Source organism: Corynebacterium sp. P4-C1 (assembly GCF_030503595.1).
GTDB lineage: Bacteria > Actinomycetota > Actinomycetes > Mycobacteriales > Mycobacteriaceae > Corynebacterium.
Genome location: NZ_CP129966.1, coordinates 1,197,650 through 1,218,045 on the forward strand (window position 1 = coordinate 1,197,650; position 20,396 = coordinate 1,218,045).

General features: G+C 61.7%; 17 protein-coding genes. 11 read left to right on the forward strand and 6 right to left on the reverse strand.

Translation table 11 applies throughout. The annotated features are described in order from the left end of the window. Positions 1-106: 106 nt before the first annotated feature. The gene (locus QYR03_RS05685; RefSeq protein WP_301713133.1) at positions 107-3,358 is read left to right on the forward strand and encodes an exonuclease domain-containing protein; all 3,252 of its coding nucleotides are present in this window, start codon (positions 107-109) and stop codon (positions 3,356-3,358) included. Positions 3,359-3,573: 215 nt separating this feature from the next. On the opposite strand, the gene QYR03_RS05690 is transcribed toward QYR03_RS05685, so the two are convergent. Together QYR03_RS05690 and QYR03_RS05695 are read right to left on the reverse strand one after the other, a co-directional pair. After that, positions 3,574-3,933, reverse strand: a complete 360-nt coding sequence (locus QYR03_RS05690) for a DUF2200 family protein (RefSeq protein WP_301713134.1) — start codon at positions 3,931-3,933, stop codon at positions 3,574-3,576. 42 nt (positions 3,934-3,975) lie between these two features. Then, a complete protein-coding gene (locus QYR03_RS05695; RefSeq protein ID WP_301713135.1) occupies positions 3,976-4,551 on the reverse strand; it encodes a hypothetical protein in 576 nt (191 codons plus the stop codon). Between the two features lie 145 nt (positions 4,552-4,696). Here QYR03_RS05695 and QYR03_RS05700 point away from each other — a divergent pair, with 145 nt between their 5' ends. Beyond that, entirely contained in the window at positions 4,697-6,073 is a 1,377-nt protein-coding gene (locus tag QYR03_RS05700) for an esterase-like activity of phytase family protein (protein WP_301713136.1), read from the forward strand. A 49-nt stretch (positions 6,074-6,122) separates the two neighbouring features. On the opposite strand, the gene QYR03_RS05705 is transcribed toward QYR03_RS05700, so the two are convergent. Then, a complete protein-coding gene (locus QYR03_RS05705) occupies positions 6,123-7,526 on the reverse strand; it encodes an amino acid permease (RefSeq protein ID WP_259849770.1) in 1,404 nt (467 codons plus the stop codon). A gap of 201 nt (positions 7,527-7,727) precedes the next feature. Between QYR03_RS05705 and QYR03_RS05710 the strand changes: the two genes are divergently transcribed. The 6 genes from QYR03_RS05710 to QYR03_RS05735 all read left to right on the forward strand — a co-directional run bounded on the left by QYR03_RS05710 (position 7,728) and on the right by QYR03_RS05735 (position 12,350). Continuing rightward, on the forward strand, positions 7,728-8,468 hold the full coding sequence (locus QYR03_RS05710; protein ID WP_259849776.1) for a hypothetical protein: 741 nt from the start codon (positions 7,728-7,730) through the stop codon (positions 8,466-8,468). 36 nt (positions 8,469-8,504) lie between these two features. Then, complete coding sequence (locus QYR03_RS05715) at positions 8,505-9,221, forward strand: hypothetical protein (protein ID WP_301713137.1); 717 nt, start codon at positions 8,505-8,507, stop codon at positions 9,219-9,221. Between the two features lie 116 nt (positions 9,222-9,337). Next, positions 9,338-9,814: a carboxymuconolactone decarboxylase family protein gene (locus QYR03_RS05720; protein WP_259849783.1), complete on the forward strand. Its 477-nt coding sequence runs from the start codon at positions 9,338-9,340 to the stop codon at positions 9,812-9,814. Positions 9,815-9,977: 163 nt separating this feature from the next. Beyond that, a complete protein-coding gene (locus QYR03_RS05725) occupies positions 9,978-11,495 on the forward strand; it encodes an acyl-CoA carboxylase subunit beta (protein ID WP_301713138.1) in 1,518 nt (505 codons plus the stop codon). Between the two features lie 27 nt (positions 11,496-11,522). Then, positions 11,523-11,729 (forward strand): acyl-CoA carboxylase subunit epsilon, encoded by a 207-nt coding sequence (locus QYR03_RS05730; RefSeq protein WP_259849787.1) that lies wholly within the window; start codon positions 11,523-11,525, stop codon positions 11,727-11,729. A gap of 30 nt (positions 11,730-11,759) precedes the next feature. Then, the gene (locus QYR03_RS05735) at positions 11,760-12,350 is read left to right on the forward strand and encodes a nucleoside triphosphate pyrophosphatase (RefSeq protein ID WP_301713139.1); all 591 of its coding nucleotides are present in this window, start codon (positions 11,760-11,762) and stop codon (positions 12,348-12,350) included. Here the strand turns inward: QYR03_RS05735 and QYR03_RS05740 are convergent. Further along, positions 12,347-14,164: a sodium:proton antiporter gene (locus QYR03_RS05740; RefSeq protein WP_301713140.1), complete on the reverse strand. Its 1,818-nt coding sequence runs from the start codon at positions 14,162-14,164 to the stop codon at positions 12,347-12,349. The two genes, QYR03_RS05735 and QYR03_RS05740, sit on opposite strands and share 4 nt — an antisense overlap. 130 nt (positions 14,165-14,294) lie before the next feature. Next, complete coding sequence (locus QYR03_RS05745; protein ID WP_301713141.1) at positions 14,295-15,149, reverse strand: DUF4282 domain-containing protein; 855 nt, start codon at positions 15,147-15,149, stop codon at positions 14,295-14,297. Between the two features lie 273 nt (positions 15,150-15,422). Between QYR03_RS05745 and QYR03_RS05750 the strand changes: the two genes are divergently transcribed. Then, positions 15,423-15,596, forward strand: a complete 174-nt coding sequence (locus QYR03_RS05750) for a helix-turn-helix domain-containing protein (protein WP_301713142.1) — start codon at positions 15,423-15,425, stop codon at positions 15,594-15,596. Between the two features lie 571 nt (positions 15,597-16,167). Here QYR03_RS05750 and QYR03_RS05755 read toward each other — a convergent pair. Next, positions 16,168-17,229, reverse strand: a complete 1,062-nt coding sequence (locus QYR03_RS05755) for a Cj0069 family protein (protein ID WP_301713143.1) — start codon at positions 17,227-17,229, stop codon at positions 16,168-16,170. A 274-nt stretch (positions 17,230-17,503) separates the two neighbouring features. Here QYR03_RS05755 and QYR03_RS05760 point away from each other — a divergent pair, with 274 nt between their 5' ends. Then, positions 17,504-18,376 (forward strand): sulfurtransferase, encoded by an 873-nt coding sequence (locus QYR03_RS05760; protein ID WP_301713144.1) that lies wholly within the window; start codon positions 17,504-17,506, stop codon positions 18,374-18,376. A gap of 194 nt (positions 18,377-18,570) precedes the next feature. Continuing rightward, entirely contained in the window at positions 18,571-20,331 is a 1,761-nt protein-coding gene (locus QYR03_RS05765) for an acetyl/propionyl/methylcrotonyl-CoA carboxylase subunit alpha (RefSeq protein WP_301713145.1), read from the forward strand. The last annotated feature ends 65 nt before the right edge of the window (positions 20,332-20,396 follow it).

Sequence of the window (20,396 nt, forward strand, 5' to 3'; positions counted from 1 at the left end):
TAACGGGTCAACGCGCGCTGGGGCGGACTATTAACCCGCTTCAGGATTCGCACAACCGCTCGACAGATGCGCTGCCGGTGTCCGGGACGTGAATTACTTTGGTGGCATGAGCACGCGCAACGGATACGCAGTCATTGATCTGGAGACCACTGGTTTTGGTGGAGCGGATCGAATCATTGAGGTAGGTATTGCACTTCTGTCTCCCGATCTCGAGTTGGAAGGGACGTGGGAAACTCTCGTGCAGCCGAACCGAGATGTTTCCAATAGTCATGTCCATAAACTGACCCCGACTGATCTCCGAGATGCACCGACATGGGAAGAGATTGCTCCACTTGTTGCGCAGCTCTTAAACGGACGAATTGGAGTCGCTCACAACGCATCGTTCGAGCAGCGGTTCCTCACAAAGGAATTCCAACGTGTCAATATCGCTACCAACGCTGCCAATGCGAGATGGGTAGATACGCGGGTTCTGGCATCAGAGCATCTCGGCCGCGGGAAACTGTCCGAGGCACTAGCGATTGCAGGCCTGACGAACGATCTTCCGCATGCGGCGTTACCTGATGCGATGGCTACAGCCGAGCTATTGCGGGAGCTCCACACGACATGGGGGGCGCATTTCACGGGTATGCCGCTCAGTTTCATGGTTGAGCCAGGAAGCACGAAACAACCGCGTTTAGTTAGCCGCGCTCAAGCCCAACAAGGCGAACAGTGGCTATCCCGCATCGCCCAATCATTACCTACCAGTGGTTCTACTGGGGGCTCTTCCTACCAGGAATTGCTGCGCAAGGCGCTTTCGGATCGGCGACTCACCTCCGAGGAAATTAGTCAACTGGCCCTAACGGCGGAGTCTGAAGGGCTAACCAGCGAGGACATCAATGAGATCCACGAGGATTTTCTACGCCAGGTAGCTATCGAAGCATGGATGGACGGTGTCATTACCGATGCTGAAAAGTCGGATCTCATCGACTTGGCCGAACAACTAAATGTTCGTCCGACCACTGCGCGCGAGCTGCTTGCCTCCCCTCAGACTGGATCGCCGGAGAATTGGATCCAGCTCAAGCCAGGCGACCGAATTGCACTTACCGGTTCGATGGATCTACCTCGTGAGACGTGGGAAGCACGCGCTGCCGCTTACGGACTGCAAACAGGTGGTGTGAGTAAGAAAACTGTCCTCGTTGTTGCCGCTAATCCAGACTCCAGAAGCGGAAAAGCTCGCCGAGCCAACGAGCTAGGCATTCCAATCATTAGTGAAAAACATTTTGCCTCGCTGTTAGCCGAATGGGAGATGACGAATGACTCTGACTCCTCCAATCGCGACATAAGCAACGAAGAAGGTGTTTCGCATCTCGAACCGCGATCAGTCCGATTCAGTTGGGTGTCGACGATTCTGCCTAATTCTTCCGACTTCGATCTCCAGAACAACGAGATCGCATCACTGTGGATCAACCACTTCCCCACCTCACAATTGCAAGAGATCTCACCCGTGCTCACCGGAAATGTGATCATTGATCTCTCTGGGTCTAGTGCGAGTAAAGCCGGAGCAATCTGGGCCGACCGATTCGATCCAATGCTCACCGCTACCGTTGAGGATCTCCGTGACCTTCCCGGCGTCGGTGTGAAGCGACTTGAGCGCATGGTCGAAGCAGTGATTCTTGCTGCCATAGATGCAGAATCACAGGAATCGGCCACCATGGACGACTACATGAGTGAATTCGGTGACCCCTACGGAGCTGAGCCGATCGAAAATGAATCGACCATTCCCGCTGAAGAAATCGACATCTTGAGAGGATGGCTCGCGCTTAGTGGCATCCACGAGGTGCCGCAAGCACTCAAAGCAGTGTTGCCGAACGTCGATGCACGCTTCGATGAACGCGAACCTCTGGACGCTTTGTTTGCACGATGCGCCGATGAACTCTCGACCGCCTGCGGAGACGATGAACGTAAACATCGAATCGTTACGTCACGCTATATGGGCAACGCAACTTTAGATGAACTTGGGCAGGTTTTCGGTGTTAGTCGGGAGCGCATCCGCCAGCTTGAGTCAGAACTAAAGAAGGATTTCGATGCGCCGTCAACGCTTAGCACCTGGGTTGCAAGTGAATTGGCAGCTCAGTTTCTGCCCATTGCCCGCCGTGAACAAGTCCTCCGAGATTTCCCCGAACTGACCGCAACAGCAGAGCCGTTCCACGGCACGTATGAGCAGTTCTTCCTCATGTGGAAACTCTGGACGATCGATGAGGAATGGTTGCTGGCGCCAGATTTTGAAACCACAGCTCGTGACGTGATTGCTGAATGCGCGAACGAAACCAATGTCACGAGGCTCGAAGACGTCGCGAATGCTCTCGGCGTATGTGAACAACCGTTCTCTGAATGGCTCCAGAAACTCTCCGGTGTATTGCTGCTGCCTGACGGTAAGCATCTGATCGTCGCTTCTAACCATCAGGACCGCGCGGTAGGCGTGCTCTCCATGAGGGGAGAGCCGCTGGGGGTGGAAGACATCATCGATGCGCTGGGAATTGAGGTGAACCCGCGATCCCTCGCCAATCAATTGGCCGTTGATGACCGCATCGTCCGGGCAGGGAACAACTTGTATGCCTTAGCCGCGTGGAACCGCGAAGAGTTTTCTTCTATCAATTCCTGGATCACAAACCGCATCAAGGCTTCCGAGAATGGCAGCGTCTCCCTGGAGGATTTGATCGCTGACGCCCCGAATTTCAATGTAAGTGAGAACTCTGTACGCGCTTACGCCGCAGGAAGTGACTTTGATCTGGTCGATGGCATGGTGTCACTCTCCACCGGCACTGACGAGGTCGTCCAGGAGGATCCACAAGACTACCGTGACCTCTACTGGCATGACGGCGCTTGGGAGATGCTTCTCACCGTCAGCTTCGATCATCTCCGTGGTTCGGGGTTCCAAGTTCCACGCGGAGTGGCCGGAATTTACCAAGTGCCCGTTGGTGGCGAAGTAAGCGTTGCTAGCCGTCTCGGCGACCAGTTCGTCCGAGTGAACAAACTCAAGCAGTCATCGACATCGACTATCCGCCGCTTCCTTCTCGAGCTAAATGCTGAAGAAGGAGATCGCATTTGGCTGCGGTATTCCCCGAACCAATTCGACGTTCGCCCGGCACCCGCTGCAGTTTTCGAGGAGTTTTCTCTCGATGACGCAGAGACGGTTGATCTGCCCCACTTGCTGGACTACATGGGTTTGTCACCCGATCTGGCAGCTGATCCCACCGCTGCGCTGCATGCGATCAACTCGGCTCTCGCACTCGAACCGGATGCCGCGCGGCGCCGAACCGTTGCGGTATTCCGTCACCGCGGCCAGGATCAGTTCGCGGAAGTCGTACGCGCGCTGTAATTCGCGGAGCCTGCGTATGCAGAACGATCGATCGTTCCGGAATGTTCGCTCAGCGCCTTATCCTACCCACCAAGTCCGACATTTCGGTGCGAACGTTCCTTTTTATTGTGCTCTGCCGTCGAATCCTCCTGCCGGACCCCATTTTTCGGTGCGTTCGTTCCGTATGGGAGAGGTCCATCGACCCGATACGGCACTACGGTGACGCGGTGGGCGGCTCAGCCCCGCTTGATGCTGGTGATCTTCTTACCGCGGGCGAGCTCGTCGACAAGCAGATCCATTCGGCGAATTTTCCGCATGAGCTCGTCGTCGACGTCCTCCACACGCACGCCGCACACCTTGCCGGTAATGAGGTCCGCGTGCGCGTTCAGCGTTACGTCACCGAAGAAATCGCGCAGGTTCCGGTCGGACTCAGCAGCGGCGTGAAGCTCGTCGGGGCTCAGCCCGGTGAACCACCCGAGCACGTCGTCAAGCTCGTCAACTGTGTGACCTTTGCGCTCCACCTTGGCCACGTAGTTGCCGTAGATATCCCCGAAGCGGTAGCCGAACACCCGCTCCAGCTTTGCCTGCTCGTCCATCGCGGCCTCCTCACAGCAGTCGTTCCTTGATTCTTTTCTAGGTCAGCGAGTCCCCAACGTACTCGAGGTGCGGACTAGAGATCGGCCACCGCCGCACAAGTCGGGGTCCGTGATGTAGCCCTGCTGGCACCCCCACTGGGCTTGAAGCTCGCCCGATGACGGGTTGCGGTTGCCGTACTCGTCGTATCCGTACCCACATTCAGCTGCGGGACCAATGCACTCTTGGTCTGCGTCATAAGAGTTCTGTTCCGGCGCGCAATAACTGGCGTCGGGCACATAGGAGTCAGTGCCGGGGCATTGGTACTTTCCCTGTGGGGAGCCCAGGTCGCAGTTCACTGAGTCAGCGACGATGCTGCCGTCCGACAGGAGCGCAGCGCCGTCTTCGTAGCATTCGACGAACGACGGTTTGGCTGGCATCGCCTTCTCAGTTGGCTCGGATTCCACCGTGGTGGTTGAACTCACGGTGGAACTCGTAGTCGTCGTCGAGCTCGTGCTCGACGTGCTGATGGTCGAGCTGACCTCGGTCAGCTCCGGTTCGCCGAGGCCGTCGCTGGATCCGCACCCAGCGAGAATGAACGGGGCAGCAAGGATGCTGGCGGTGAGGTATCGGAAACGCACAGTTCAAGTTCTACATCCCGATCAGTCGGATCACCTACTGAATAGCCGAATTGCGTTCACCGAGCGGTGCCCGCGAATGTGCGCTTTCATGGGGGTGGATACGCTTTCCCCCCTTGCCCCACCGCCGTCAAAGGAGTCCCCCGCCATGTCGCTTTCCTCATCCCGCCGCCCGGTGCGCGCCGCGGTCGCCGTTGCCACCTCCCTCTCGCTTACTGTTGCCGGCGTGCCAGCCGTGGCAAACGCCAGCGCGCCGGCGCAGCCGAGAAGCGTTGTTATCACCTCCCCGGACGACATGGTGCGTGTTCTTGAGAGCGCGTGGACCGGCTCTGACAATCCGGCGAACCTGCTGCGCCAGGAATTCGACATCAACGGAGTGAAGGTCACGGGCGCGGCTGCGCTGGCGGGGGCATTGGGCACCCTTGCGGCGCTCGGCGCAGTCAGCGCAGTGGTGATCAACGCCATCGTCAACGCGGTGACCGGCAATACCGGTAAGGGGCTGTCGAGCGGTTCGGGCTCCTCAGAGCCGTTGAAAAGCACCCCTGCCACCGGTGAGCAGACACACCCGCAGGCCGAGTACCTCAACCGCTTCGACTTCACCCCAGTGCGCCCGGATCAGGCAATGGGCGGATTCAGCGGCATCGACCAGATGAAACCGGGCGAGTACGTTGTCATCTCCGACGACAAGAACGAGCACGGCCCGATCCGCGCTTACCGCTTCGCCTCTTCCGACCTGAGGACGTTCACGCCCGCCGGTGAGCTTCACTTCACGCAGCCCGACGGCTCCCCCTACACCGACTACATCGACGCCGAGGAGATCCGCGTCCTCCCCGACGGCAACCTTCTGTGGACCACCGAAGGCAAAGCCAAGCGGGGTGACGTCGTCCCGCCGCAGATCATCCAATCCACCCCAGACGGCAAGGAGATCCGGCGCATCAACACGCCTGCCTACCACGTCCCCGACGGACGGGAGAAGCGAGGCATCTACGACAACAACGGCCCGGAGGCGATGGCATTGCTTTCCGACGGCCGCACCATCGTCACCGTCGAAGAGAACGCACTGGCACAAGACGGTCGCAAGAACGACGACAAGCACTCCTCACTCAACCGCGTCACCTTCTACGACCTCGAATCCGGCACGCCGACGAAAGAGTACGTCGCCCGCGTCAACGCCGGACGCGGCGCAGTATCGCTGCTTGCCGACGAAAAAGACAACCTCTACCTCCTCGAACGCGGCTTCTTCAAGAACCTGGGCGTTGGCGGCGAGAACAAGGCAGAGATCTACAAACTCGATGTCACCGGCGCTGACGATGTCCTAGGCGAAGAAACTCTCGCCGGTTCCGAGCGCACCGTGTCAAAGCAGCTCGTCTTCGACTTCAGCACCGTCAAACCCCACCCCGACAATGTCGAGGGCATCGCCTGGGGTCCGCGTGATGCCGACGGCCGCCGCCCGCTTGTCGCCGTGACCGACGACAACTTCAGCGACAAGCAGGCGACGCTGTTCCACACCCTGCTACTGCCTTGACCCGCATTCACGCGGTATGCCGGGTCGCCGCCGCGGTGACCCGGCGCGGTCACCGCACCATGTTCCAGATGGTCACGCCGACGATGACAACGCCCATCACGCCCACGAAGATGGTGTCGGGGCGGTTGGCGTAGTGCTTGTACGCGGTGGCCTTCCGGAACAGCAGCGACGGCACGATGTACACCAGGAAGGCCACGAAGATGCCGCCGACCACGGATATCAACGTCATGATCGACGGGTTGAACACCGCGACCAAGGTGCCGGTGATGAAAATGAAGGCGTTGATCACCCAGCGCATCGTTCTTTCACTGACGCGCTGGGCGAAATTCGGGGCGGCGACGCGCAGCAAGTAGGTGGTGCCCTCCTCAGTGCCCATCATGTGCCCGAAGTAGGAGGACGCGATCGCGCAGATGGCCACGATGGGGCTCATCCAGGCCATCAGCGGCGTGCCGGTCTCGTTGGCCAGGTAGGACAGCACCGGGATATTCTGCGCGGCGGCCTCGTCCAGGCCGTCGGCGCCCAAGGCGAAAGCGCACGACCAGACGAAGAACATGGTGAAGACCACCAGGGCGATCACCGCGATGAGCTCGATCTTGGTCACGTCTTTCTCAGTCTTGGCCACATCGTCGTTGTGTTTCTTCTGCACGTCGCGGGCGAACTGGGACAGCGCCGCCATGTGGCTGAAGGAGAACACCAGCACCGGAAGGAGCAGCAGGAGCGACTGCCACAGTGGGGTATCGGACTCGTAGGACATGAAGCTCGCGATATCCCACCGCGGGATCAGGTAGAACGACACACCCGCCAGTGACAGGATGAGCGGGTAGACCAGCATGTTCGCCATCGCCAGCGTCGCCTTCTGCCCGAACGCGAACGCACCGGTGAGAATGCCGACGCAGATCGGCGCGAGCACCCAGCGGCTGATCTCCGGGCCGCCGAACTGGTTCGCGATGAAGCTGTCAATGGTGTTGGTGATGGACACGCCGTAGATCAGCACCGTCGGGTAGACGGCCAACCAGTACACCAATGCAGTGACGAATCCCCTCTTGCGTCCCGTGAGCGCGGTGACCACCTGCAGCACATCCAGGCCGGGCATCGGCGAACCGGAAACAATGCGCGCGTAGGTGCGGTGGGAGAAGAACACCAGCGGGCCGATGAAGAAGGTGGCGATGAGCAGCGGCCAGAACCCGAATGTTCCGGCGTCCAGCGGCAGGAACAGGATGCCCGCGCCAACACCGGTGCCGAAGAGCGTCATGGCCCAGGCCATCACGGTGCCGTCGGGGACTTCGTCGCTGGCTACCTGCTCCTCGTACTGCTCACGGTCGGCGTCGGAGAGGTGGTCGAGCTCGAACTCGTCGCGGGCCTGCTCGAGGTGCTCCACGCTGTGCAGCTCCGGCAGCTCGTCGGTGCTGTCGGAGGACGTGTTCGGGGTAGGTGTGCCGGAGGCAGTGGACATGGTCGGCCTTTCGTGATGCGGGCACCGGAGTTAGTTAAACCCTATTCCTGCACTGCGCTGAATCCCGCTTTATGCATGACAAAATCTGCATATTTATCGTGTTTTGGGCACGTTTTCCACGGTGGGCATCTGTGTGACAGAGCAATAACGATGCATATGTAGCTGTTCACTTTGCTCGCCCCGTCAATTAACTTTTGTGGCATGAAGCACACACGCATGACAGTAATCGCAGGCATGACAGCCGTCGCGGCACTGGCTGCTGGCTGCGCCTCCTCCGACGAACCCGACCTGCCCGCTCCCCCACCGTCCGCCGCGTCCAATTCGCCAACTGCCGACACGGCTGGCGGCGACGGCGGCGCCGTGACAGAGACCGTGACCGAGCGAGCCACGGCGGACGGGAACGGTCAGGAAACTGCCGGAACAGGTGGAGACGATGGAAACGGGGGTACCCCAAAGGAAGGCTGCGCCGCCCTCCCCAACGATCCGCGCGAGCAGTACCCCAGCGGTTCCGCACCGGGGCGCATGCCCCAGGCGGGCGATAACCCTGACGACTACCAGTACTGGATCGAGGACGTGGAGAACGCCTACGCCCCCTGCGCGGCGATCAGCTGGATCATTTTCCGCGGCAGCCTCGGCGACTCGAAGGGTCCCGCCGGAACTGGCGCATCCATCGCCGACGGCATCGCCTTTTACGTCCACGGCAAACCGATCACGCAGATGAAACTTTTCGACGCCATGGAAGAGGTGCACAGGATCGACGAGGGGAACCTGAGCTTCTCCTGGGGTGAGCGCGGAGAGACTACCGCAGCGGGCATCACCGACCATTACACAGTGACGCTGAAAACCAAGAACGGCACCCTCGTCCCCGTCGACGGCGACACCGAGAAATTCCTGGAGCGGTGGAACTTCCCGGAGAAATTCGTTCTCGGCCACGGAAACTAAACGTGTGGTCCGGCGCGGCCACTACACTCAAACACTATGAGATCCCGTCGCGCTTCTGTCCTGGCAGCTGTGGCTGCTGTTGCCGCTCTCACCGCCGGCTGTTCCTCCGAGAACCTTGCGGAGCCCGAGTCGCAGCCGGCAATGAGCACAGTGTCGGCACCGTCAGCAGACAACGGTGCAGACGATGATGTCGTCACCGAGACGGTGACCAACGAAGCGCCGGCGGAGAAGACCAAGTCGAAATCGAAGTCGGAAAAGCCGAAGAAAGACAAAAAGTGCGCCTCCCTGCCGAAGGACCCGCGGGAGCAGTACGAGGACGGAAGTGCGCCGGGGCGCATGCCCCAGGTGGGCGATAACCCTTATGACACCCATTACTGGATCGAGGACATCGACAACTTCTACGACCCGTGCGCGCCCGTCAGCTGGATCATCTTCTACGGTGGACGCGGCGGTACGGACGGCCCGGCGAATACCGGTGCTTCCGTTTCGCAGGGCATCGCCTTCTACATCAACGGCGAGCCGGACGGAGAGATGCGCACATTCCGTCAGATCAACAACGTTTCCCTTGACGGCGACACCATCAGCTTCGACTGGCACGAACGGCAACAAGACCTGATGGGCAGCGTGAAGCTGGAAAACAGCGTCACCCTTGCTTACGACAACGGGCACATCGAAGCAGTCGACGGAGATGTGGATGCCTTCAACCAGTACTGGTACGGACAAGACCAGTACATGCTCGGCCACTACGACTAGATGCTCGGGCAGTAGCCTCAAACAGCGCTTTTCTGCCGTTGCTTTCCCGCTAGGCCATCGGCTGGTCTGGAAAATTGACTGCTGCGAGTGGTCTGGGCGAGGCATAGAGTTGTTGCATGGCACCGAATAGCCGGAAACCAATCCCGAAAGTCGCCTACGCGCCCATGCTCGGCATGGAGACGTACGTGCGAGCCCGTGTGGACAAGGATTACTCGCATCTCGTGCAGTTGCGGGCCTCTGCAATCAACCAGTGCACGTACTGCCTTGCCATGCACCGCCGCGATGCCAGGAAGGATGCCTGGACGGAAGAAAAAATCAGCCGTGTGGAGAACTGGACGGAAACTCCCGACGCCTTCACCGATGAGGAGCGTGCGGCACTAGAACTCACCGATGCGGTGACGAAGATCCACGGCGAGGACTCCGTACCTGATGAGCTATGGAACCGCGTTGAGCGCTTCCACGGCGAAAAGGGAGCACGCAATCTGCTGATGGCGATTGTCACGATCAACGCGTGGAACAGGATCGGCATCACCACGCGGCTCGATCCGAACAGCCTTTCCGGTCTCACGCCTTTCGATCTCGGGCAAAAATAGCGTTCGCCGGTTTGCCCTGGAATTTGAGTTTCTCCCGCTGCGGGGCCGGGGATTCGGGACGTACGGCGAGCGTCGATAAGCATGGCGAAACATCGGGGACGCGGGTGCCGATAGGCGGTGTGGAACCTGATGATGCGATGTGTAGCCCGTAGAGTGGAGGCCTATGACCGACAAGAAGCCCGATTTGACCACGACCGCCGGCAAAATCGAGGACCTGCGCAACAGGCTCGCTGAATCGCGCGAGCCGATGGGCAGCGAAGCGACACGTGCCGCGGGCGAGGCGGGGATCTCCACCGCACGCCAGCGCGTCGAGGCGCTGCTGGACAACGACAGCTTCGTCGAAACCGACGCCTTGGCGCGCCACCGCGTCGAGGAGTACGGCATGGGGCGCACCAAGCCCGCCACCGACGGCGTGGTCACGGGCTACGGGCTTATCGACGGCCGCCGTGTCGCCGTCTACTCCCACGACTCCTCCATCTTCGACGGCCAGATCGGCGAGGTTTATGCCGAGAAGATCCTGAAGATCTACGACTTGGCGATCAAGACGGGAGTGCCCGTCATCGCCATCCACGACTCCACCGGTGGGCGCCTGCAGGAGGGCGTGGTCACCGCGGCGATGTCCGCGAAGATTCTGCGCAAGGCGACGGAGGCATCCGGTGTCGTGCCGCAGATCTCCGTCGTGGCCGGCGAAGTGGCCTCCCTGCCCGCGCTGCTCGTCCCGGTCAGCGACATCACCGTGATGGTCAAGGACGCGACGATGCACCTGACGTCCGTCAGCGCCGTGACCAAGGTGACCCGGCGCGTGGCCACTCCGAAATCCCTGGGCTCTTCCGACGTGCACTCCAAGATCACCGGGCTGGCGCAACTCACCGTCGCCACTGACCTCGAGGCGATGTCGACCGTGCGCGACCTCGTCGGCTTCCTACCGGAGAACAACCGCGCGGCCTCCCCCATCAACGAGAGCACCACCGAGCCGGACACCGCCGACCTGGACACCTTCATCCCCAACTCGAACGCAGAGTCCTACGATGTCCGCGACATCATTACCCGCGTCACCGACAAGGGTCTGACTGAGCTGAGCCGCGGCTACGCCGACAACATCGTCACCGGCTTCGCCCACATCGCCGGTCGTGCCGTGGGCATCGTGGCCAACCAGCCGAGCGTCCTCGCCGGCTGCCTCGACCACGCCGCGGCGAAGAAGGCCGCCCACTTCATCCGCGTGTGCGACTCCTTCAACATCCCGATCGTCGAGTTCGTCGACTCCCCAGGCTTCTTCCCTTCCGAGGAGGAAGAGCACTTGGCTTCCGCACGCTATGGCGCGGCCCTCGCTTTCGCCTACGCCGAGGCACAGGTGGGCAAGATCACCGTGATCCTCCGCCGCGCCATCGGCCCGTCGTACGTGACCATGGGCTCCAAGGACTTGGGCGCGGACATCGTCCTGGCGTGGCCGACAGCGCAGATCGCGCTTGCCGACGCCACCACCGCCGCCGAGCAGCTCTCCGTTGACATCGACGAATACGCCGCGGCCAATATGACACCGTACGTGGCCACCGAGCGCGGCCTGGTCGACATCGTCATCGAGCCCTCCCAGACCCGCGCGCAGGTCCTCGAGGCGCTGCGCCTGCTGGAGCGCAAGGTCGTCTACGCCCTGCCAAAGAAGCACGGCAACATCCCGCTGTAAATCGGTACCGCAAGGAGATCACCTCTCATGTCCCAACCCCTGTTCACCGTGGTGAAGGGCACCCCCACCGAAGCGGAGCTCGCCGCTTTGACCCAGGTGCTCACCGACCTTCAGCAGGCCGCGAAATCCCGCACCTCCGGCGGCTACCGCAACCTGTGGGGCCGCCCCACCCCGCGCGACCACGGCCCGGTGGTGTTCAACCCGTCCGCGTTCAACTCCCAGACCCTGTTCTAGGTTCTAGGTTCTGAGCCCCCTTCTCCCACCATGCGCCTCGTCCTCGCCTCCCAGTCGCCATCCCGGCGGATGATCCTGAACAATGCCGGGGTCGACCCCGTCCAGCACCCGGCGCACGTCGACGAAGACGCGATCATCGCATCCCTCTCCGGCGCCGAACCCGCAGCGGTGGTCTCCGCGCTCGCCCGCGCGAAAGCCGATGTGGTGGCACCCGAATACCCCGACGACATCGTGGTCGGCTGCGACTCGATGTTGCTGCTGGACGGCCAGCTTCAGGGCAAGCCCCACACCGTCGAGGAGACCATCCGCCGTTGGCGTGCCCAGCGCGGCCAGACCGCTGAGCTGGTCACCGGCCACGCCATCGGCTACCACGGAACATGGGTCGTGGACACCGTGTCCACCCGGATCCACTTCGGCGACGCCTCCGACGCCGACATTGAGGCCTACGCACGCTCCGGCGAGCCCCTCGAATGCGCCGGCGCCTTCACCCTCGAGGCCCTCGGCGGCTGGTTCATCGACTCCATCGAGGGCGACCAGACCAGCGTCATCGGCCTCTCCCTGCCCCTGCTGCGCAAAGCGCTGTACTCCTTCGGGGTGGACGCCTCCGAGCTGTGGCGCTAAAGCTGTTGCTCATGGCGCTCATCGCGCTCGTGCGGGTCGTTTCCGCCCATGAATCCCGTGCGCATGAATGCCTCCGACTGCGCCTCAATCGACAGCTGCGTACCGTCTAGGCGGCGTAGGAGGTGGGAGAAATCGTCGGCGTCGATACGCCCGGCGTTGCGCTCGGCGACCAGGGCGTCACGCTGCGCCTTGACACGCGCAATGCCGTAGTCCGCGAGCTGCTGCGGAATCGCGCTCGCATCGATGTCGTCCGCCCCGCCGTCCATCTGGAAGTACCCCGGCGACCGCAACGCCCCCACCAAATCCTGGACCTGTGTGGTGCGCATCTTTTCCCGGGTCAACCCTCCGGCGCGCAGCGCACGCTCGAGATCCGCCGGGACCTCGACCGCTTCTGCTGCTGTGCTGAGAACTTCGCGCTGATGCTTCCGGTCCTCCCACGAGCTCGGCTCGTCCTTGCCCGGGTTGACCGCATCCACGAGGAATCGGAGCGTGCCGCCCTGCACGATGAGCGACATTCCCGCGACGATGAACGCGACGAGCACCAAGAAGCCGCGGCCCTCCGCGTCGTGCGGTAACGTCTGCGCCGCCGCTAGTGTGATGGCTCCGCGCATGCCGGCCCAGACGATAACGGAACCGGCGCGGAACCCGAGTGATTTCTCCGCGAAATAGCGTGCGTCGCGGTAACGGCGGTCCAGCGTCTGCTGCGCCGAGTCGAGGCGGCGTTGGTAGCGTTCGTCCCCGTGCATCCGCGGGTCCCCGTATGCTTCCTCGATTCGGCTGCCCATCGCGTCGAGCCGCTCCATACGGCGCACTGTGCGCCGCGCGTTGGAGCGCATCACCGACATCATCGGCATGACCACGGCCGTGCGCACCACCAGCACCGTCGCCCAGCACGCCATCGCCACGCCGAACGACATCAGGAACGTGTAGCCCGAGGTCCGTGCGTCGTCGATGAGCTCCGGCATCTGCAAGCCCATCAGCACGAACACGAGGGATTCAAGGACGAGGCCGAGGGTGTCCCACGTCTGGGCGTCGGAGATGCGTATCGACGGCCCCAGCACCCCCACCGCCTTCCGCGCCACCACGAGGCCGGCGACGACGGTGCTGACCAACCCCGATGCCCCGATCACCTCGGCCGGGAGGAATGCCGCAAACGGGATCGCCAGTGACAGCACCGTGTTCGATGTCGGATGGTGGACATGCCGGCGCATGAACATCGCCAACTGGCCGACCAAAAAGCCCACGATAACTGCGCCGGCGACCGCCCACACGAAGTTGAGCAAGACCTCGCCGGCCGTCACCTTCGTGCGCGCCGCCAGCAACGCCGTACCGAGAGTGACCAGGGCAGACGCATCGTTGATCAGGCCTTCGCCGTCCAGAATCGCGATAATGCGCCGGTTGACCCCCGCCTTTTTCACAATGCCCACAGCCACCGCGTCCGACGGACTGACCACCGCGCCCACCGCGATGGCGATCGGCAGCGGAATAGCGGGAACCAGCAGGTGAATCACCCAGCCCACCGACACCGCCGTGAGCACCACCAGCACCACAGCAAGCAGGAAAATCGAGGAGAAATTCCGCCGGAAATCGTGCACCGGCATCCGCATCGCTGTCGCGAACAGCAACGGCGGCAGGATCAGCTGCAGAATGATCTCCGGGTCGACGACCACGTCCGGCACTTGCGGCAAGAACGCCACCGCCGCACTGAGCACCAGAAGCAGCACCGGCGCAACCACGCCGATGCGCTCCCCCAGCGGCTCGGCAAGCGCGATGACCGCGAGCATGATCACGATAAGCAGGATGAAAAACGTCACGGAAATAGAGTGTAAACCCGCATACACAAAACGCCCCGCCAACCAGCTGCAGGTGAGCTGGAAAGGCCGGGGCGTTGAATGGGGCGTGTTGTGATGCGCCTACGTGTTTACGCCTGTAGGCGGAAAGGGCTTATTTCTTTTCGCCCTGATCCACGAGATCGGTGGTGTTCTGCGCGATGCGGACCACGGACACCAGCACCTCGAGCATCACACGCGAGATGACGATTTGGAACAGCGCCCACAGGGTGCCGAAGATCAGCCAACCGAAGAGCATCAGAAGGCCGACGCCCGCACTCTCGCCGAAGCCGCTGAAGGCCACGATCAGGCCACCGAGCCACATCAGAGCCGCGAATACGATGTAGATGATGTAGAGCACCTTGACAAAGTCAATGGTGATGAAGTTGCGGAAGGAGAAGTCGAACAGCGCGTTGAAGAAGCCGTTCTTCTTGCCCGCAACCGGAGCATCCTGCGGGAAAGCGCCGAAGCCCTGGTTCTGGCCCTGGCCGTACTGCGTGCCCTGTGCACCCGGTGCCTGCTGGCCGTACTGCTGCTGGCCGTACTGGTCGCCGTAGGCAGCCTGCTGACCGGTCTGGCCGTAGGAGCCGAAGCCGGAAGCATCGTGGCTAGCGACGGTGCCCGAAGCGGAATCCGCGGTGTGCGCCCCGCCGGTGGCGGAGTTCGTGTCGTTGGTGGAGGCGCCGGAGCCGAAGCCGCCTGCGCCGTAGGAGCCCTGGGCACCGGAGCCGAAGCCGCCGGCACCGTAGGAGCCCTGGGCGCCGGTGTTCTGAGCACCGAAGGAGGTGGTGCTGTCAGATGCGCCGGCACCGGTGGAGCCCGCGGAGCCCGCGCCGTAGGAACCGAAGGTGTCGGACGATCCGTAGGAGCCGGAGTGCGCACCGGTGGAGTGGTCGGAGCCCGACGGGTTGGACGGGTTCAGGCCGTCCTCCGGGTTAGAGGAGTTCTCAGGGTTGTACGGAGTAGACATGTGCAATCCTTTGCTAATTTTCGCGGTCAGACTCTACGTAGTCTACGGTTCTCGCCGGATAATCGCTCGTCTTATCGGTATTGTTGGTCGCTTGTGCGCTCTAAAGCGCTGCAAACACGTCATTTTTCTATTTCTCAAAAGAATATGAGGGAGCAGCTTTGAACCCCCGACGCGTCTCGCGCACGAGCTTCCGCCCCTGGAAAACTAAAGACATTCCTGTGGAGAGTTTCCATGACGAAACCCACGAGCAGCTGAGTCGAAAGGTTACTGACGATGGCCGCCCCACTATTTCACAGGGTCCACCATCAGCAAGCGTTACACCACACTAACGGACGCAACCCAGGCCCGGGTTGGGTGGACGATGGTATACCGAAAGCTGAGGTGGCCCGCCGACTCAGGATCGGGCGGACCACATTGTATAAATACCTCGCAGGAAGCTCTGGATAAACACCCTCTCCTAGCGACTGCTCCTACTCCCGCGCTTCGCTGAGGCCATCCGCAATACTGCGCCACAGAGAACTAATGATGACTGCGGTAATTAAGTAACCGCTGACCGCATAATTGAAAAGGCCGCTACACATCTCATCGCTAAGTATGTCGTAGATCAGAAAAACGGGTGCTAGTAAAACCATCACGACTAAGAAACGGTATGGAGAAAGCACCTTCCGCTTAGCTGAAAGGTGGACTAGGTACCCGATTGTCATGATGCATAAGGAGATGAATAGCGCGACCACTGCACCAAAAACCACATAGATCATGTTTCTCTCTGAATTCTTTCAGGGGGTGGCCACAACATCCGTTGCGTTCGATCTAATTCCGGAAACTCGGTTCCCTGTGTTGCCTGAATGGGATCCGGCTGATGCTCACTCAGCGAACTTCGAGCTCTCAATGAAAACTACTCCCCACTAGTCGGTAACTGATTTTCTCAGTCCAACTAAAGGGGAGCAGTTCATTCCCTGCCTGGGGCTCTCGCGAATTAAACCGCACCAGCAGGGTCGATCGGCAGCCAGCCGCCGCTTTAGGCGTGCTTGGCCTCGACGCGGCTGATGGCCTCCTGGGCGACCATTTCCTGGATGCCCATGTCCAGCTCGGAGGTGAAACCAACGCAGGAGCAGTTGATCTCGCCGAGGACGTAGGTGTCCTCGCCGGTCTCGTCGTCGTCGGCGAGCATGAAGTCGGCAGTCCAAATCAGCGGGATGTTGTCGCCGCCGAGGTTTTCGGCGATGACCGGGCGGGCCTCAGCGAACATGTCGACGAGCTCCTGCCACTCCTCCGGCTTGTTGTAGGTGTACTTGGCGCCGGAGAACAGGGTCGCGGAGAATGCGTCGCCGCCCTCGGCCGGCTTCTTGTGCACGACGAAGACCGGGTGCGGGCCGACGAGGAGGATGCGGATCTCGCCCTCTACGATGCGCGGCATGAAGCGCATGTCCACGAGCATGCCGTTGTCGCCGATGATGTACTGGTCGCAGAAATCCATGAACTCACCCAGCTCGCGGTCCTCGGTGTGGTTGTCCACGGCCTCGGTGCACTTCAGCTTGGTGTCTAGCGGCAGGGCGCTGCCCGGCTCGACGGACTCGGCGAGGGACTCGTCGGCAAGGCGGACGCGCCAGATGCCGGAGCCGGTGGAGCCGCGGTTCTGCTTCAGCACGCGCTCACCGTAAGACAGGGAGGTCGGGAAGGTGTCGTGGAAGGACTCGACATCGTAGTAGGCGGCGGTGTCTTCCGGAACAAGGTCGGTCTTGTTCAGCTTGACCAGGGCATCCTTTGCGCCGTAGGAGACCATTTCCTCCGGGGTGGACATGCCCACCAGGCCGGCCTCGGAAAGGCGGGTGAGCAGGTCGAAGTAGCCCTTCTCGCCGCCCGGGATATTGCCCGGGTTGACGCGGGAGATGTAGGCGTCGAAGTTCTCGGAGACGTACTTGAACAGATCATCGGCCCACTCGGGACGGAAATAGACGACCTCGGCGTTCCAGCCCTTTTCCTTGATGGCGTTGACGATGGGCATGGTGTCCTTGCGGTGCCCGTCGAAGTACTTGTCGGAACCGCCTTCAACCTCGAAGACGACGATTGCCTTGTGCACGGTGAATCCCCTTTAGATCAGTGCTTTCAATGCGGGAGGAACGCTCATTCCAATCCCGAGAGTTCCCTTCATCAGACTAGGGGCTTTCTCACCCTCATGCCGGGCAAGTGAAATGGATAGTAATTAAGCTCACAAACACGAAACCTCACAGTGCCTTCACGACCGTGAGAGGTTCGCAGGTAGTGTGGCAGGTGATTGGCTGCACGGGGTTGTGCAGCCTGCTTTTGCCATTGTTTTGTCCATTGTCCTAACACCACGTTCGCAGAGGTTAATCATGGGAATTCCCGCAGATCCGTTCCCGCAGTTCCAGGACTTCGCGCACCCGGAAAAATTCGTGTCGGCTTCGTGGCTGTCCGCCCGTCTCGGCGTTGATGGTCTGCGCGTGGTGGAGTCCGACGAAGACGCATTCTTGTACGACATCGGCCACATCCCGGGCGCGGTGCGCATTGATTGGCACAAGGACCTCAACGACGAGGTCGTGCGTGATTTCATCAATGGTGAGGCGTTCGCGGAGTTGATGAACGCGCGCGGTATCGGCCGTGACGACACGGTGGTCATTTACGGCGACCACAACAATTGGTGGGCGGCCTACACGGCGTGGGTGTTCGAGCTTTTCGGCCACCCGGACGTGCGCATTCTCGACGGCGGCCGCGACGCCTGGATGGGCGAGGAGCGCGACACTTCCTTCGCAGTTCCGGAGTACCCGTCGCAGGATTACCCGGTTGTTGAGCGCACGGATAAGCCGTGGCGCACATTCGTCGACGAGGTGCGCGACCGCGACGAGAAGAGCTTGCTTATCGACGTCCGCGGGCCCGAATTCTTCTCCGGCTCCGAGACCGATCTGGAAGCGGACCGCCTGCGCGTCTCCCCTGTTCTGCGCCACGGCCACATTCCGGGTGCGGTGAACCATCCCTGGGGTGATGCGGTGCACCCCAACGGCCGGGTGAAGGACCGCGCGGCAATCGCCGCCTCGTACGGTGAAATTTCGTCCGATGCACCGGTGATCACATATTCCGGCAACGGCCAGTCCGCCGCCCACACGTGGTACATCCTCCGCCACGTGCTCGGTCTGGAAAAAGTCTCCCTTTACGACGGTTCTTGGTACGAGTGGGGAAACATGGTCCGCATGCCGATCGATAAGAACTAACGGAGCCCTTCACGGCACGTCCAGCTCGAGGTTTCCTGCACGCCCGCAGCGGTGTTCTTCCCTGCCGCGGGTGTGCAGTGTTCTACCCTTGTGTGAGCATGTGCCCGTAGGATCACCGGCTTGGCGGTGTTCAGGCCACCGTCTTGTATTGCATTGCCCACCGACAGGAAGCGTTGTTCAGAGTGTTGTCACCCTTGACTATTTCCAAGGTTCTCATCGCCAACCGCGGCGAGATCGCTGTGCGCGTCATCCGCGCCGCGAAGGACGCCGGCATTGCGTCGGTAGCCGTCTACGCCGAGCCGGACACGGACAGCCCGTTCGTAGAGCTCGCCGACGAGGCTTTCGCTCTCGGCGGCAATACCGCGGCTGATTCGTACCTGAACTTCGACAAGATCATCGAGGCCGCAAAGGCGTCTGGTGCCGACGCGATCCACCCGGGTTACGGCTTCCTGTCGGAGAACGCCGACTTCGCCCGCCGCGTCATCGACGAGGGGCTGACCTGGATCGGCCCGTCTCCGGAGGCCATCGCGTTGCTGGGCGACAAGGTGGAGGCCCGCCGCATCGCGGAGAAGGTCGATGCGCCGATGGCGCCAGGCACCAAGGAACCTGTCAGCACCGCCGACGAGGTTGTGGCATTCGCCGACGAGCACGGCCTTCCCGTGGCTATTAAGGCCGCGTACGGCGGTGGCGGACGCGGCATGAAGGTCGCCCACACACGCGAGGAGATTCCGGAGCTTTTCGAGTCCGCTACCCGCGAGGCTGTCACGGCATTCGGCCGGGGCGAGTGCTTCGTCGAGCGTTACCTGGACCGCGCCCGCCACGTGGAGGCGCAGGTGCTTGCCGACGTCCATGGCAACGCCATCGTCGCTGGCACGCGCGACTGCACCCTGCAGCGCCGCTTCCAGAAGCTGGTGGAGGAAGCCCCTGCCCCGTTCTTGACTGATGCTCAGCGCGAGGCCATCCACTCCTCCGCCAAGGCCATTGTGAAGGAGGCCGGCTACTACGGCGCCGGTACCGTCGAGTACTTGGTCAGCCCTGCTGATGAGCAGCACCCGGAGGGCATCATCTCCTTCCTGGAGGTCAACACCCGCCTGCAGGTCGAGCACCCCGTGACCGAGGAGACCGCCGGCATCGACCTGGTCCGCGAACAGTTCCGGATCGCATCCGACCTGCCCCTGCGCCTGACTGAGGATCCGGCTCCGCGCGGCCACGCCATCGAATTCCGCATCAACGGCGAGGACCCGGGCATGAACTTCATGCCGGCCCCGGGCACCATTTCCCGCTACCTGGAACCCTCCGGCACCGGTGTCCGTGTGGACAGCGGCGTACGCACCGGCAATGTCATAGGCGGCCAGTTCGACTCCATGCTGGCCAAGCTGATCGTCACCGGCGAGACCCGCGACGAGGCTATTCAGCGCGCCCGGCGCGCCCTCGACGAGTACGTCGTCGAAGGCCTGCCCACCGTGATCCCTTTCCACCAGGCGGTGCTGAAGGACCCGGCGTTCGTGGGCGACGAGAACGGATTCAGCGTCTACACCCGCTGGATCGAGGAGGAGTTCAGCGCTGATATCCCGCCCTACCAGGAAGACGAGGACGAGGGCGAGGAACCGGGCACCAAGCGCACATACGCCGTGGAGATTGACGGCCGCCGCATCGAGGTGGCGCTTCCGGCTTCCCTCGTCATCGGCAACGGTGGCAAGCGCAAGTCCAAGAAGCGCCGCTCCTCCGGTGCCGCCCTGTCCGGCGATGCGGTTCCCGCGCCGATGCAGGGAACCGTGGTCAAGGTCAATGTCGCCGAGGGCGATACCGTCAACGAGGGCGATATTCTCCTCGTCCTCGAGGCTATGAAGATGGAAAACCCCGTCAAGGCGCACAAGTCCGGCACCGTGAAGGGGCTTGCTGTGCAGCAGGGCGATCAGGTGAACAAGACCGCCGTGCTCCTAGAAATCCGCTAACTACTGGTTGACGTACGGGTCGCACCGCTGCCCGGGGAGGGTTCAAGATCCTCCCCCGGGTTTTC